Origin of the sequence: Microcella pacifica (assembly GCF_009371975.2) — a bacterium.
Lineage (GTDB): Bacteria > Actinomycetota > Actinomycetes > Actinomycetales > Microbacteriaceae > Microcella > Microcella pacifica.
Genome location: NZ_VIKT02000030.1, coordinates 1 through 13991, shown reverse-complemented (window position 1 = coordinate 13991; position 13991 = coordinate 1). Strand labels below are relative to the sequence as shown.

Here is a 13991-nt window from a genome sequence, read left to right as displayed (position 1 = left end):
CGCAGTCGGATCAACGAACACCGGATATACACGATCGCCGTCGTCTAGCCAATCCTGATCAGCGGACATTGTGAGGTACCACCCGCCGTCACCCTCGGTGATCGTCGTGTCGACGTTGGTAAGTGCGGGCTCGCGCACCTCCTCGATCCCCGCCGAGTCCCACATAATGGGCGCCGGGATGACGAACTCCACCTCGCCATAGCGGTTGAGGAACACAATGTCCCCGAACTCATCTGTCTCCATGGTCAACGCGTTCGCCGTCACGAACCACGTCCACGAATTCTCACCAGCAACCGGCGCCTGGCTCAGCTCGAGGATCTCCTTGATCGAGTTGCCTGAGACCGTGTACGACAGGTCGACGTTCTCGAACACGTCCGGGTAACGGACCTCGTCACGCGGCCCCTGGAACCACGGGAACCACGGGGACTCGATCTGGGCGTTCCGAGCCCCCACAAGAGTGAAGCCGACCTCGTAACCCTCCATGCTGAAGCGCACGACATCCTCATCGGATGCTGAACCGGCGAAGCTCGGCGACATCGGGTGGGGATCCACCACCCAGCGACCATCCGCGTACGACGCCGACGTCGCAATGTCGACGAACTCACCCGCATCGTTGCGAATGTGGACCTGCTCCTGGCTGATCACCTCGGCCAGCACTCCATCGCCGCGGTCGTACGTCGTGGAGAACTCGCCCTTCTCAACCACCGGCAGACCCTCCAACTCTTCCGCGTTGAGCTCGGGAGCAGCCTTGTCGCCACCACCGACGAACTTCACCGGCTCCGACGGTGCTACTGGCGCGGCAGCGTCGAACTCACCCGGAGGAAACTCGGTAGCGGGCACCTCGAAGTCCGGAGTCAACAAAGCTGGCGCAGCGCGATCGGGATCCAGCAGCAGACTCTCGGGCGCCACATCCTCAGTGGACGCCGTGGCCTCGGTGCCCGGCATGACCGACAAGCCCACGACGAGCGCGCACCCGGTCACCACACCGACAACGCGTGTCAACAACGACCAACCAACCATCAGCGGGGCTCCTGCATTCAGAGAGTGGAATGAGCCATCCGCAAAGGTGAGGGTGGGTCAGTCACGACCCTAGGGTTCATGAGAGAACATCGCCTGTCGGCATTTAGGGGGACACGAGCCGACTCAGAATGGACGTTGGTTGACACTCCACTCTGTCGAGCTGGGCTCACGCGTTTCGTACTCGAGCCAACACTGCATGCCGCTTAGGCAGTCTTGCGAACTAGCGGAACTGGACGCGGTGCACGGTGTCGCCGCCGTAGCCGCTGTCGCGCTCGTCGAGCGCCTGACGCGCGGCCTCGCGCGCGCCGCTGCCGCCGTGACCCTTGCGGGCCAGGAAGTCGACGAGGCGACGCTCGGCGGTCGTGCGGTCGAGGCCGCCCAGGCGCCGAGCGCGATCACGTGCGAGCTCGAGGACGAGGTCGTCGCCGTCCTCCTCCTCGGCCTCACTCAGCGCCTCCTCGATCGCGTCGCGATCGATCTTGCGGCGCATGAGCTCTTGGCGCAGCGCCGAGGGCCCCAGCTTCTTGCGGGTGCGGAGACGCTCGACGAGGTCGGCCGCGAGTGCGCGGTCGTCGATGAGGCCGACACGCTCGAGCCGGTCGAGCTCGGACTCGGCCACGCACACATCGATCTCTCGCCGCAGCAGGAGGTCGCCGATCTCGGCGCGCGACTGCCCGCGACGGGTGAGCGCGTGCATCGTGATGTTCTCGGCCCGACGCTCCTGCGCCGCAAACTCGGAGTCTGCGTCACCCTCGGCGAGGCTTTCCGCCTCAGCCTCCGCGCGCGCGAGGATCTCCGCCTCGCGCGCGCCGGGCAGGTACGTGACGGGGGCGAGCGCGTCCTGCCGACCCGAGCCGCTGAGGCTCATCAGGCGCCCGCTGCCTTCGGCAGAGCGGGCTCTTCGGCGGCCACGGGTGCGGCACTCGCCGGCGCCTTGCCCTTCGCGGCTGCTGCTGCGGGACCAGCCACGGCGACCGGCTCGAACTCGGCGATCTTCTCGCCGATGCCGAGCTTGGCGAGAATCTTCGTCTCGATCTCGGCCGCCATCGTCGGGTTCTCGATGAGGAAGTTGCGCGCGTTCTCCTTGCCCTGACCGAGCTGGTCGCCGTCGTAGGTGTACCAAGCGCCCGACTTGCGCACGATCTCGTGCTCGACACCGAAGTCGATGAGGCTGCCCTCGCGGGAGATGCCGGTGCCGTAGAGGATGTCGAACTCGGCCTGCTTGAACGGCGGCGCCATCTTGTTCTTGACGACCTTGACGCGCGTGCGGTTGCCGACCGCGTCGGTGCCGTCTTTCAGCGTCTCGATGCGGCGGATGTCGAGGCGCACCGAGGCGTAGAACTTGAGCGCCTTGCCGCCCGCGGTCGTCTCGGGGCTACCGAAGAACACGCCGATCTTCTCGCGCAGCTGGTTGATGAAGATCATCGAGGTACCGGTCGAGTTGAGACCGCCCGTGAGCTTGCGCAGTGCCTGCGACATGAGGCGCGCCTGGAGGCCGACGTGGCTGTCGCCCATCTCGCCCTCGATCTCGGCGCGCGGCACGAGAGCTGCGACGGAGTCGATGACGACGAGGTCGATCGAGCCGGAGCGGATGAGCATGTCGGCGATCTCGAGCGCCTGCTCCCCCGTGTCGGGCTGCGAGACGAGGAGCTGGTCGATATCGACGCCGAGCTTCTGCGCGTAGTCGGGGTCGAGAGCGTGCTCCGCATCGATGAAGGCCGCGATGCCGCCCGCCTTCTGCACGTTCGCGATGGCGTGAAGGGTGAGCGTGGTCTTACCCGAGGACTCCGGGCCGTAGATCTCGATGACGCGGCCGCGCGGGAGGCCGCCGATGCCGAGCGCGACATCCAGTGCAATCGAGCCGGTCGGGATGACCGCGACGGGGGCCCGTTCGTCCGAACCCAGGCGCATGACGCTGCCCTTGCCGAACTGACGGTCGATCTGAGCGAGGGCGGTCTCGAGGGACTTCTCGCGGTCTGCAACTGAGGGCATTGCGGTCTCCTTCATTCTCGATAGCGGTGTGCCTGTCTTCTGTCGCTCCTCGTCCGGCCGATGGAGCCGGGCTGGACGTCTCACGACAAGGCGTGACGGCGTTCGCCGACGAGACCGACGGTACGCGCGTGCACCGACATTGGCCGGTGCGACGCGCACTCCGTGGGCTACTCGTGTTCGAGTGCCGCTGGGGAGGAGTCTACGCAGAAGGGGAACGAACGTTCGAACGCCAGCACGCGCGGCGTGTCGGGGCCGCGCGTCTCGCCGCTGCAGACCGAGGGTCAGGCGCGCTTCGGCTCCGGGCGGCCCGCCCCGTACCAGCGCTCGCGCGGAACATCCATCGCCGCGCACAGGGCCAGCCACACCTCGCGCGGAGGCGCGCCCGCGGAGAGCGCCTCGTCGGCCGTGCGCTCCCCGAGCGCCGTCACCACGACGTCGCGCACGATCGTGCGCCCGTAGGCCTCACCGAACTCGTCGGCGATGGCACGGGAGAACTCGCTGCGGGTCAGTGTCTGGCCTCGGTGTCTCGACTCGGCAGTGCGCCAGGGCCTAGTGCATCGCGAAGTCGGCGTCGAACTCGGCCACGAGCTCGTCCGGCAGCGTGTCGGGCACGACAGTGACGCTATTGATGTCGACGCTCGTGATGTCGACGCCCTCGATGACGGCGAGCCGGTCGCCCACTTCGCGCATGATGATGGAGATGGGCGTATCGAGCGCGTCGGCGACCGACGCGAGAATCTCGCTGCTTGCCTCTTTCTGGCCGCGCTCCACCTCACTCAAGTACCCGAGAGCCACGCTCGCACGGCTCGCCACCTGGCGCAGCGTGCGGCCCTTCTGCAGGCGCACGTCGCGGAGGACCTCGCCGATTTCCTGTCGAACCAGAACCATGAGGCGCCCCCTTCTCTCGTCGTCTCGTGATACCGGGAGGGACACTCTACCCCTCGCGGTTGGGTCAAACTCTAGCCGTCAGCACCTGTGGGGAGCATGTCAGCTTGCTGTCTGTAACACGACCGTCATCGATGCTATTCCCGTGAGCCGACACTCTCGGCGAGGAGCTCGATCGCGGCGTCGACGGCCTGCGCGCGAATCTGCGCACGATCGCCCGAGAAGCGATGCTCGCGCACGAGCGTGCGCCGAGCATCCGCCACCGCCACGTACACGAGGCCCTCGGGCGCCGCCCCGGAAGCATCGGGGCCGGCCTCCCCCGTCGTCGCGACGCCGACATCGGCCCGCTCGCCTCCGACGGCGGCCGCGGTGCGCGCACCCTCCGCCATGCGCGAGGCGACCTCGGGATGCACGGCACCGTGCTCGGCGAGGAGCGCCTCCGGCACGCCCAGCAGGCTCGCCTTGAGGGGCGTCGCGTAGGCCACGACGGCCCCGCGCACGACGGCCGAGGCACCCGGCACGCTCACGAACGCGTCGCAGAGCATCCCGCCCGTGAGGGACTCGGCGAACGCGAGAGTCTCGCCTCGCCGCTCGAGAGCCGCGAGCACCTCGGCGGCTCCTCGGTGCTCGCGCGTCATCGCGACCGCGTCACTGCGAGCGTGCGCGGTTCTGCCGCCACGCCTGCACGAGGTAGTCGAGGCCCGTCACGACCGTGAGCACGAGCGCCGCCGTCATGAGCGTCGTGTTGACGATGTGAATCCACTCGCCGAACAGCTGCCACAGCGGCACGAGAGCGAACGAGATCGCGACCGCCTGCACGACAGTCTTGAGCTTGCCGCCGCGCGAGGCCGGGATCACCCGGTCGCGCAGCATCGCGAAGCGGAAGAGCGTGATGCCCCACTCGCGCACGAGGATCACCACGACGACCCAGACGGGCAGCTCGGCGAGCACGGCGAGCATCACGAGAGCGGCGCCGGTGAGGAGCTTGTCGGCGATCGGATCGAGCAGGATGCCCAGGTCGGTCACGAGATTGCGGCGCCGGGCGAGCATGCCGTCCACACCGTCCGTCGCGATCGCGAGGATGAAGAGGGCAGCCGCCGCGAGCCGCTGCCAGCCGTCCTGCCCGCCGTCGAGCACCAGGAGCAGCACGAACACCGGCGCGAGCAGGATGCGCACGACCGTGATGATGTTCGCGAGATTGCCGCTCGACGCCGGGGTCTCGCCGTGCCGCACGACGCGGCCGCGCAACGAGTAGGTGCGGGGGTCGGGCTCGGTCACGGGCGCAGACCCCTCTCGACTCGTCGGACCGGCGCGGAGCCGGCGTGGCTACTCGCGGTCGGTGAGATTCCAGGCGTCCTCGTCGGAGGGGCCTTCCACCTCAGGATACCCCTGCGTCATGTCTTCCACGGGGTCGGAGCCGGGGTGCACGGAGGTGTTCGCCGCGGGAGCGCTGGACGGTGCGGCCTCGGGCGCATCCTCACCGCGGAGGCGGGCGAGCACCTCGGGAAGCTGCTCGACGCTCACGAGCACGTCGCGCGCCTTCGAGCCCTCCGAGGGGCCGACGATCTCGCGCGACTCGAGGAGATCCATGAGGCGCCCGGCCTTCGCGAAGCCCACGCGGAGCTTGCGCTGCAGCATCGACGTCGAGCCGAACTGCGTGCTGATGACGAGCTCGGCCGCCGCGAGGAGGACTTCGAGGTCGTCACCGATGTCGGCGTCGATCTCGCGCTTCTGGGTCTCCACCGCGACGTCGTCGCGGTACTCGGGGATCGCCTGCTTCTTGACGTGCTCGACGACCTTCGCGATCTCGTCCTCAGTGACCCAGGCGCCCTGGACGCGCATCGACTTCGAGGCTCCCATCGGCAGGAACAGGGCGTCGCCCTGGCCGATGAGGCGCTCGGCGCCCTGCTGGTCGAGGATCACGCGGCTGTCGGTCATGCTCGAGACCGCGAAGGCGAGGCGGCTGGGCACGTTGGCCTTGATGAGGCCCGTCACGACGTCGACGCTCGGGCGCTGGGTGGCGAGCACGAGGTGGATGCCGCTCGCGCGGGCGAGCTGCGTGATGCGCACGATCGAATCCTCGACGTCGCGAGGGGCGACCATCATGAGGTCGGCGAGCTCGTCCACCACCACGAGCAGGTACGGGTAGGGCTGCAGGCGGCGCTGGCTGCCCTCCGGCAGCTGGATCTCGTTCGCGAGCACCGCGCGGTTGAAGTCGTCGATGTGGCGGAACCCGAACGATGCGAGGTCGTCGTACCGCATGTCCATCTCCTTCACGACCCACTGCAGCGCTTCGGCCGCCTTCTTCGGGTTCGTGATGATGGGCGTGATGAGGTGCGGCACGCCCTGATAGGCGGCGAGCTCGACGCGCTTGGGGTCGACGAGCACCATGCGCACCTCGGCCGGCTTCGCCCGCATGAGCACGCTCGTGATCATCGAGTTGATGAAGCTCGACTTGCCAGAGCCGGTCGAGCCGGCCACCAGCAGGTGGGGCATCTTCGCGAGGTTCGCGACGACGTAGCCGCCCTCGACGTCCTTGCCAACGCCGATCGTCATGGGGTGCAGGGCCTTGCCCGCCGAGCTCGAGCGCAGCACGTCGCCGAGCGACACGATCTCGCGGTCGACGTTCGGAATCTCGACGCCGATGGCGCTCTTGCCGGGGATCGGCGAGAGGATCGTGACCTCGTTGCTCGCGACCGCGTACGAGATGTTCTTCGTCAGGCGCGTGAAGGCCTCGACCTTCACGCCGGGGCCGAGCTCGATCTCGTACCGCGTGACGCTCGGCCCTCGGCTGAAGCCCGTCACCTTCGCGTCGACCTCGAACTGCGTGAGCACGTCGGTGATCGACGCGACGACCGCCTCGTTCGCGGCCGACTTCGACTTCGGCGGCGTGCCCGGCTCGAGGATCGACGCCGCCGGCAGACGGTACGGCGCTGTGGTCTTCTCGCCCGCCTTCGTGCCCGACCTCGGCGTCCCTTCTGAGGGCGCCGCCTCGTCGAACTCGCCCGCCGCGCCCTTCTCGCTCGCGCGGGAGGTGAAGCCCGGCAGCACCGCGGGCTGCACCTCGCCCGCGCCCTCGCGCGAGCGGCCCGGCTGCTCGCCCGTGAAGCGCTGGACGGCCTGCTCTGCCTCGTCGAGCACCGCGGCGAGGTCGCCCGTGACCTTGGCTCGGGCATCCTGATCGATGACCTCGGTCGCATTGTCGCGCTCGACGGCGCTGTCGAATGGGGCGGGGGCATCCCGACCGGGCTTGCCCTTGCGCCACCACGGCATCGACGAGCTGTCGTTCATGTCGAGGCCCAGATCGGTGAGCGAGCCGAACTCCTCCGTCGGCGCCTCCTTCTCGGCTTTCTGCTTCGGCTCGCGCGGCGTCAGCTCGGCGCCGAACAGGTAGGCGTAGAGCTCGCGCAGGCGATCGCCGATGCGGTTCGGCGGCGTCTTCGTCATGATGAGCACGCCCAGCAGCAGCAGCACCGCGAAGAGCGGCACCGCGACCCAGACGCTCGCGAGAAGCACGGGGCTCGCCACGATCCAGCCGAGCACGCCGCCCGCCCGCGCGAGCACGACCGCGCCTTCGCTCGGCTGCGGCGCTCCGAGCGCGATGTGGCACAGAGCGCTCACGCTCAGGATCATGACCCCCAGGCCGATGCCGATGCGCGTGTTGTCGTGCACGCTCGCCGGGTGGCGGAACAGCCACGCCGCGAACAGGATCATGATGACCGGCAGGGCGAACGCGACGCGGCCCAGCAGGCCGCCGAACGTCCACGCGTCGAGCGCGATCGCGACCGGGTCGGTCGCGAGGAACCACTCGACGATCGCGCCGACGATCGCGAGCAGGACGATGAGGAACGGCATGCCGTCGCGGCGCTCGTCCTTCGCGAGGGTCTCGCGGCCGAGCATCCGGAACAGGCCGCCGGTCGCGTGGGCCATGCCCATCCAGATGACGGTCAGGATGCCCGGCTCTGCGCTCGGCGGTGGCAGGCGCTTCGTGGCCTGCGTGCGGGAGGACCCCCCGCGCGAACCAGCGCCCGACTTCGGGCGCGCCGACGAAGCGCGCGTGCGCGACGAGGAGCGCGTCGAAGCCATGCGCCCACGGTACCCGCGGGGTGCGACGGGAGGCCCGCCGACACGCGCCGCAGACGGCGTTCGCGGCCGAGTGACCTAGACCGGGCAGCCGCCGAGGCCGCCGTCCGAGCCCGCGATCGTGAATCCCGGCGTTCCCGACGGCACGGCCGTCATGCCCAGCACGGTGTCGATGAACTCGGGCTCCCAATAGGGTGCAATGTCGGGATCCTCGATCGCCACCTCGAAGACGATGCGGCCGCCGGGACCGTCCACGAGGTAGGACTGCGAGATGCTGGAGTCGCCGCTCGGCCCCGCGATATCCGGGTAGGCGGCGAGCAGTTCGGCGACCGTCGAACCCACGCGGATGCCCTCGTCGGTGGGGATGTCATCCAGCCCGTAGACCTGCACGCCGTCGACGATGCCGGCGTCGCTCACGCCCACCGCGAAGATGCGACCCCCCTCGGGGCCCGCGTACAGCGGGATAGCATCCCACGCCCCGGCTCCCGGGTCACCAGGGCCGACGCCTGAGATATCGGAGACGCAGAGGTCGTCGTCGAACACGATCATCGCCGTCGGGTCGTCCGGAGCGGGAGCCGGTTCGCCGATCACGAGCGTTCCGAGGCCGTCGGGGCGCAGAACGAGGTCGGCGCGGGCGGGCGGTTCGGTCGGCTCCGGAGTCGGCGTCGGCGCGGCCTCGAGCGTGGGCGTCGGTGTCGGCGATGCCGCCGGCTCGACCGGCTCTGGCGTGCAGCCGACGAGCAGCAGCAGACCGGCTGCCGTCACAGCCGAGAGAGCCGACACTCGACGCGTCCTCATACCGAGACGCTAGCGAGACCTCCGCGCCCGCGTCGAGACGTGCGCCTCACGCTTGAGTAACGACCGGCACGATCATCCGGCGTCGGCGGTAGGAGCGCGCCGGCCCGCGTCTGCCGCCCGCGAGGTCAACTGAAGTTGCAGCCGCCCACACCGTTGCCGCTTGCCGCCACCGAGAAGACGCCGAATGCGGGCACGACCGCGTGGATGTAGACCACCTCGCCATCGGGAATTCCGGTCGACACCCAGTACTCGGCCTTGTCGTCAGTGGATTGCGACACGACCTCGATCTGCAGCAGACCCGACGGACCCGAGATGACGAAGATGTCGGTCAGATAGCTCTCGGCGACAGAAGCCCCCGGGTAGGCGGCCTCGACGTCGGCACGCGAGTCTCCGATGCGGATGCCCTCATCGGTCGGGATATCAGCCGAGTACAGGTCAATGCGCGTCACGGCGTTGCCCGCCGACTCGTCGACGCCGACACCGAACGGGTTGCCGCCGAAACTCGGGGTCGCGGGCAGACGATACGCCGGATCGATGAACCAGCCGCCCGCCAGAGGGTCGCCCGCGACGATGCCGAACGACTCGCCCGTCTCCGCGTCGGTGCACGCCTCCGGCTCGAAAGCGACCATCCGCAGCGCCGGATCCGAGACGGGAGGCTCGCCGAGGAGCAGCGGGCCGAGCCCCTCAGGACTGAGCTCCAAATCGGCCAGAGCGGGACGCGACAGTGGTGTGGGCGTGGGCTCCGCCTCGGCAGTCTCCGATGCGGACGGGGTCTCCGTCGGAGACGCGGAGGGTAGCGGGGCCAGAGGAAGCGTGCACCCCGAGAGCGCGACGAGCGACGCCGTGCCCAGGGCGAGGAGACCGATTCGCGTGCGCATCGAGAGGCTCATGGTGGACAACCTAGTCTCGCAGCGCTCCGACACGCGAGCACTGCGTCAGCTCGATTCCGCTACGCCTCGCGCGCCGCACCGCGGCGCGGCAATCCAGCGCCGTTTGCGTCATCGAGGCTACGCCTCGCCCGCGCCGCACCGCGGCGCGGCAATCCCGCGCCGTTTGCGTCATCGAGGCTATGCCTCGATGACGACCGGCACGATCATCGGGCGGCGGCGGTGCTGCGTGTTGACCCAGCGGCCCACGACGCGGCGGATGACCTGGCTGAAAGCCGAGCTGTCGCGCGTGCCGTTCTGCGCGGCATCCGTGAGCGCCTTGATGATCTGCGGCTTGACGTCCTCGAAGATCGCCTCGTCGGGGGCGAACCCGCGAGCGTGGATCTCGGGGCCCACGACGACCTTGCCGGTCTGAGCATCCACCGCCACGAAGATGGAGATGAAGCCCTCCTCGGCGAGGATGCGACGGTCCTTCAGATCGGCGTCGGTGATCTCGCCGACCGTCGAGCCGTCGACGTACACGAACCCGATATCGAGCTGGCCGACGATCGACGCCTTGCCGTCCTTGAGGTCGACGACCGTGCCGTCCTCGGTGAGCAGGACGTTCTTCTCGGGCACGCCCGTGTCGATCGCGATCTGAGCGTTCGCCACGAGGTGGCGCTGCTCGCCGTGCACGGGCATGACGTGGGTTGGCTGCAGGATGTTGTAGAAGTACATGAGCTCGCCCGCCGAAGCGTGGCCCGAAACGTGCACGCGCGCGGTGCCCTTGTGCGCGACCTTCGCGCCGAGCTTCATGAGGCCGTTGATGACGCGGTAGACCGCGTTCTCGTTGCCGGGGATGAGGCTCGAGGCGAGGATGACGGTGTCGCCCTCGCCGACCTCGATCTGGTGCTCGAGGTTCGCCATGCGGGCCAGCACCGCCATCGGCTCCCCCTGGCTGCCCGTCGACATGTAGACGATCTTGTCGTCGGGCAGGTTCGCCGCCTTCTTGGCGTCGATGAGCGTGTCCTCCGGAACGGTGAGGAACCCCAGGTCTGAGGCGATCGTCATGTTGCGGATCATGCTGCGGCCCATGAGCGCCACCTTGCGACCGTTCGCGTGCGCGGCGTCGAGCACCTGCTGCACGCGGTGCACGTGGCTCGAGAAGCTCGCGACGATCACGCGGCGCGGGGCCTTCGCGATGACGGTCTCCAGCACGGGCCCGATGTCGCGCTCGAGCGCCGTGAAGCCGGGAACGTCGGCGTTCGTCGAGTCGGTGAGCGCGAGGTCGATGCCCGACTCGCCCCAGCGCGCGACGGCCCGCAGGTCGGTGATGCGGTCGTCGAGCGGCAGCTGGTCGAGCTTGAAGTCGCCCGTGTGCAGGACAGTGCCAGCGTCGGTGCTGATGACGATCGCGAGCGCGTCGGGAATCGAGTGGTTGACCGCGATGAACTCGAGGCTGAACGGGCCGAGGTTCTCCACCTGCCCCTCGTGCACCGTGTGCGTGTAGGGCTGGATGCGGTGCTCCTTGAGCTTCGCCTCGATGAAGGCGAGCGTGAGGCGTGAACCCAGGATGGGGATGTCCTGCCGCATGCGCAGCAGGTACGGCACGGCCCCGATGTGGTCTTCGTGGCCGTGCGTGAGAACGACGCCGAGGATGTCGTCGACACGATCGCGGATGGGCCCGAAGTCGGGCAGGATCAGGTCGACGCCCGGCTGGGTCTCCTCGGGGAAGAGCACGCCGGCATCGACGACGAGCAGCTTGCCGTTCAACTCGTAGACGGTCATGTTGCGACCGATCTCACCGACCCCGCCGAGCGGGATGATCCGCAGGGTGCCGGGCTCGAGTGCGGGCGGGTCAAAAAGGTTCAGGGGCATAGGGCTCATCTCTGTCATGGTGCCGATCGGCACGGTCTGGGGCCGTCAGCCCCCGGTGTAAGTCGGTGTGGTGAGGTGGTGCGCTGGCGCGGGGCGTCAGCGGGTTGTGCCCGCTACCTTCGGCAGAGCACCGCCTGCAGCGGCGTTGCGATCCGGGCGGAACGTCGCGAGGTCGACGCCGGCGACGTCGCGCACGAGAGCCATCTCGTCCTCGATGATCGCGGCCTCGTGGTCTTCGGGCCCGACGAGCGGCAGCCGCACGCGCGGTGAGCCGATGCGGCCGAGGCCGTGCAGCACGTACTTCGCCGCGACGGTGCCGGGCACGTGCGTCATGATCGCGCGCACGAGCGGCTCGAGCGTGCGGTGATGCTGCGTGGCCGTGGTGAGGTCGTTGGCATTCACTGCGTCGACGATGGCGCGGTACGGAGCCGGGGCGATGTTGGCCGTGACGCCGATGAGGCCCGTGCCGCCGATCGCGAGCGTCGGCAGCGCGTTGGCGTCGTCGCCCGCGAAGTACAGGAGGTCGGTCTGGTTGAGCACCCGGCTGACCTCGCTCAGATCACCCTTGGCATCCTTCACGGCGAGGATGTTGGGGTGCTTCGCAGCACGGAGGATCGTCTCGTAGGTGATCGGGATGCCGGCTCGGCCCGGAATGTCGTAGAGGATCACGGGCAGGTCGGTCGCGTCAGCGATCATCCGGAAATGGGTCAGCACGCCCGCCTGCGTGGGCTTGTTGTAATAGGGAGTGACGACCATCGCGCCATCGGCGCCGGCCTTCGCGCTCGCCTTGTAGAGCTCGATCGCGTGGGCCGTCTCATTCGAGCCGCCGCCCGTGATGACGGATGCTCGGCCACCGCTCACGGACTTGCCGACCTCCACGAGTCGAACCTTCTCCGCGTCGGTGAGCGTGCTCGTCTCCCCGGTCGTGCCGGTGACGACGATGCCGTCCGCGCCCTCGGAGATCACGTGGTCGATGTGCTTCTCGACGGCGGGCCAGTCGACCTCGCCATCGGCCGTCATGGGCGTGACGAGCGCCACGAGCACTTGGCCGAAGGGGTTGCGGGTCTCAGTCACGCCCTCCAGGCTATCGCGGCGCGGGTCGCGGGTGCGCGCGGGCCAGCCGCGAGCATCCCGCGCCCGCCCTCTTGTTGTCTGCTCGACCGACAGTTCACCGCACCGCGCCGCATGCGCGATCACCGGCGCGCGTGTCACGGGCGATGTGTCGGGCCTGCAGACACGTGGTCGCCACGCTCGACGACCGCGGCGATCTCAGCGATCACGCCGGCGGGGTCGTTGAACACCCGTCGGTAGTCGTACCGCAAGACGATGAAGCCGATGCTCGTGAGCAGGGCGTCCCGTGCGGCGTCGGCCCGACGAGTCGAGGGCTCGGCGTGATGCGCCTCGCTGTCGCACTCGATGAGCAGCCGGTCGCCAATGAGGAGATCTGCGCGATGGTGATCACCCGTCGGCAGGGCCGGCTGCGGTGTCGACGGGATGCCCGCCTCCAGCAGCAGTACCCGCAGCACACTCTCGGTGCCCGACTCGGAGCGCTCGTCGGCGAGCGCCGCCGCCGCTCTCGCAGCGGGACGCCACGTCGTGGACTCCATCAGCAACTCCACGGGGGTCATGGGAGTCGAGCGCAACGCCGAGTCGAGCACTGCCACCGCGAGTGCTCGCGGGAGCGTCGACGCTGCTCGCGCCAGAACGCTCTCCAGCGGGGCGACGCCGAACTGCGGTGCGGTGCGCTCGCGGGTCCAGTGCACGCGGGCGTCACGACGTCGCTCGAACACAGTGATCGCGACGCGCACCTCGACGTGCAACTCATCGGCGTAGGGCCGAGGCGGCACCCACAGCCCGTAGTGCCTGAGCGCCGACACCCCCGTCAGCCTGCCGCCGATCGTCGCGGCACGGAGGACGTCGAGCGGAGCATCCCTCACGGCGTACACGCCGCGCCGCACGCGACGGATCGTTCCCCGTTCCGCGGCGCGTGCGAGAGCGCGCTGACGCGTGGGAGAGGCCCGCAACTCAGCCAGCGACGCGATGCCGCCGTGACGGCGCAGGAGGAGGTCTAGTGCATGCATGACGCCAACGTGGCGAAACAGGAACGGCGGCGACGCCGGACCGACCAGTCCGTGGATCGGCAGGGTCGCCACGGTGCGGTGGGGAGGAGCCCTGTCTGCGAGACCGACATTCGAACCCGACTCGCCGCGCACGAGGGCCGACACGCCGCCGTTGTGCGCAGCGCGTCGGTGCTGCAGACACCCCGAGGTGCTCCAGCGCGTGCGGGCCGCGGGGGCCAGGGACGCGCGGGTCAGGGGCGCGCGGGCTAGGGGGCGCGCGGGTTGGGGGCGCGCGGGCTAGGTGTAATTCCTCGGGACGTTGTGAACGGGTGAGGTGAGCGAAGACCTCCGGAACGATGTGGGTTACCACACTCACTGATCGCCACCGGAGGTCTTCGTGTCTCACCGT

13 protein-coding genes are annotated in these 13991 nt (G+C 69.1%); all 13 read right to left on the bottom strand.

Annotated features, from left to right (window positions below):
* On the bottom strand, positions 1-945 hold a 945-nt coding region (locus tag FK219_RS13500; RefSeq protein ID WP_210416826.1), incomplete at its 3' end, for a hypothetical protein.
* 295 nt (positions 946-1240) lie between these two features.
* Positions 1241-1888 (bottom strand): regulatory protein RecX, encoded by a 648-nt coding sequence (locus tag FK219_RS12445; protein ID WP_152582739.1) that lies wholly within the window; start codon positions 1886-1888, stop codon positions 1241-1243.
* Positions 1888-3012: a recombinase RecA gene (gene recA / locus FK219_RS12440; RefSeq protein WP_152582738.1), complete on the bottom strand. Its 1125-nt coding sequence runs from the start codon at positions 3010-3012 to the stop codon at positions 1888-1890. The genes FK219_RS12445 and recA overlap by 1 nt, the downstream gene beginning before the upstream one ends.
* Positions 3013-3293: 281 nt before the next feature.
* Positions 3294-3521, bottom strand: a complete 228-nt coding sequence (locus FK219_RS12435; RefSeq protein ID WP_152582743.1) for a DUF3046 domain-containing protein — start codon at positions 3519-3521, stop codon at positions 3294-3296.
* Between the two features lie 40 nt (positions 3522-3561).
* Positions 3562-3900: a helix-turn-helix domain-containing protein gene (locus FK219_RS12430; protein ID WP_152582737.1), complete on the bottom strand. Its 339-nt coding sequence runs from the start codon at positions 3898-3900 to the stop codon at positions 3562-3564.
* A gap of 134 nt (positions 3901-4034) precedes the next feature.
* A complete protein-coding gene (locus FK219_RS12425) occupies positions 4035-4535 on the bottom strand; it encodes a CinA family protein (RefSeq protein ID WP_152582736.1) in 501 nt (166 codons plus the stop codon).
* A gap of 10 nt (positions 4536-4545) precedes the next feature.
* Entirely contained in the window at positions 4546-5145 is a 600-nt protein-coding gene (pgsA, locus tag FK219_RS12420) for a CDP-diacylglycerol--glycerol-3-phosphate 3-phosphatidyltransferase (RefSeq protein WP_168212705.1), read from the bottom strand.
* Between the two features lie 78 nt (positions 5146-5223).
* Positions 5224-7983, bottom strand: coding sequence for an FtsK/SpoIIIE family DNA translocase (locus FK219_RS12415; RefSeq protein ID WP_152582735.1), 2760 nt, complete (start codon positions 7981-7983; stop codon positions 5224-5226).
* 75 nt (positions 7984-8058) lie between these two features.
* Positions 8059-8778, bottom strand: a complete 720-nt coding sequence (locus FK219_RS12410) for a hypothetical protein (RefSeq protein WP_152582734.1) — start codon at positions 8776-8778, stop codon at positions 8059-8061.
* Positions 8779-8903: 125 nt separating this feature from the next.
* On the bottom strand, positions 8904-9668 hold the full coding sequence (locus FK219_RS12405; RefSeq protein ID WP_152582733.1) for a hypothetical protein: 765 nt from the start codon (positions 9666-9668) through the stop codon (positions 8904-8906).
* A gap of 177 nt (positions 9669-9845) precedes the next feature.
* Complete coding sequence (locus FK219_RS12400; protein ID WP_152582741.1) at positions 9846-11522, bottom strand: ribonuclease J; 1677 nt, start codon at positions 11520-11522, stop codon at positions 9846-9848.
* A gap of 96 nt (positions 11523-11618) precedes the next feature.
* On the bottom strand, positions 11619-12596 hold the full coding sequence (gene dapA / locus FK219_RS12395) for a 4-hydroxy-tetrahydrodipicolinate synthase (protein ID WP_152582732.1): 978 nt from the start codon (positions 12594-12596) through the stop codon (positions 11619-11621).
* Between the two features lie 134 nt (positions 12597-12730).
* Positions 12731-13603 carry a type IV toxin-antitoxin system AbiEi family antitoxin domain-containing protein gene (locus FK219_RS12390; RefSeq protein ID WP_152582731.1) on the bottom strand — a complete coding sequence of 291 codons (873 nt, stop codon included), beginning with the start codon at positions 13601-13603 and terminating at the stop codon, positions 12731-12733.
* Positions 13604-13991: the final 388 nt, after the last annotated feature.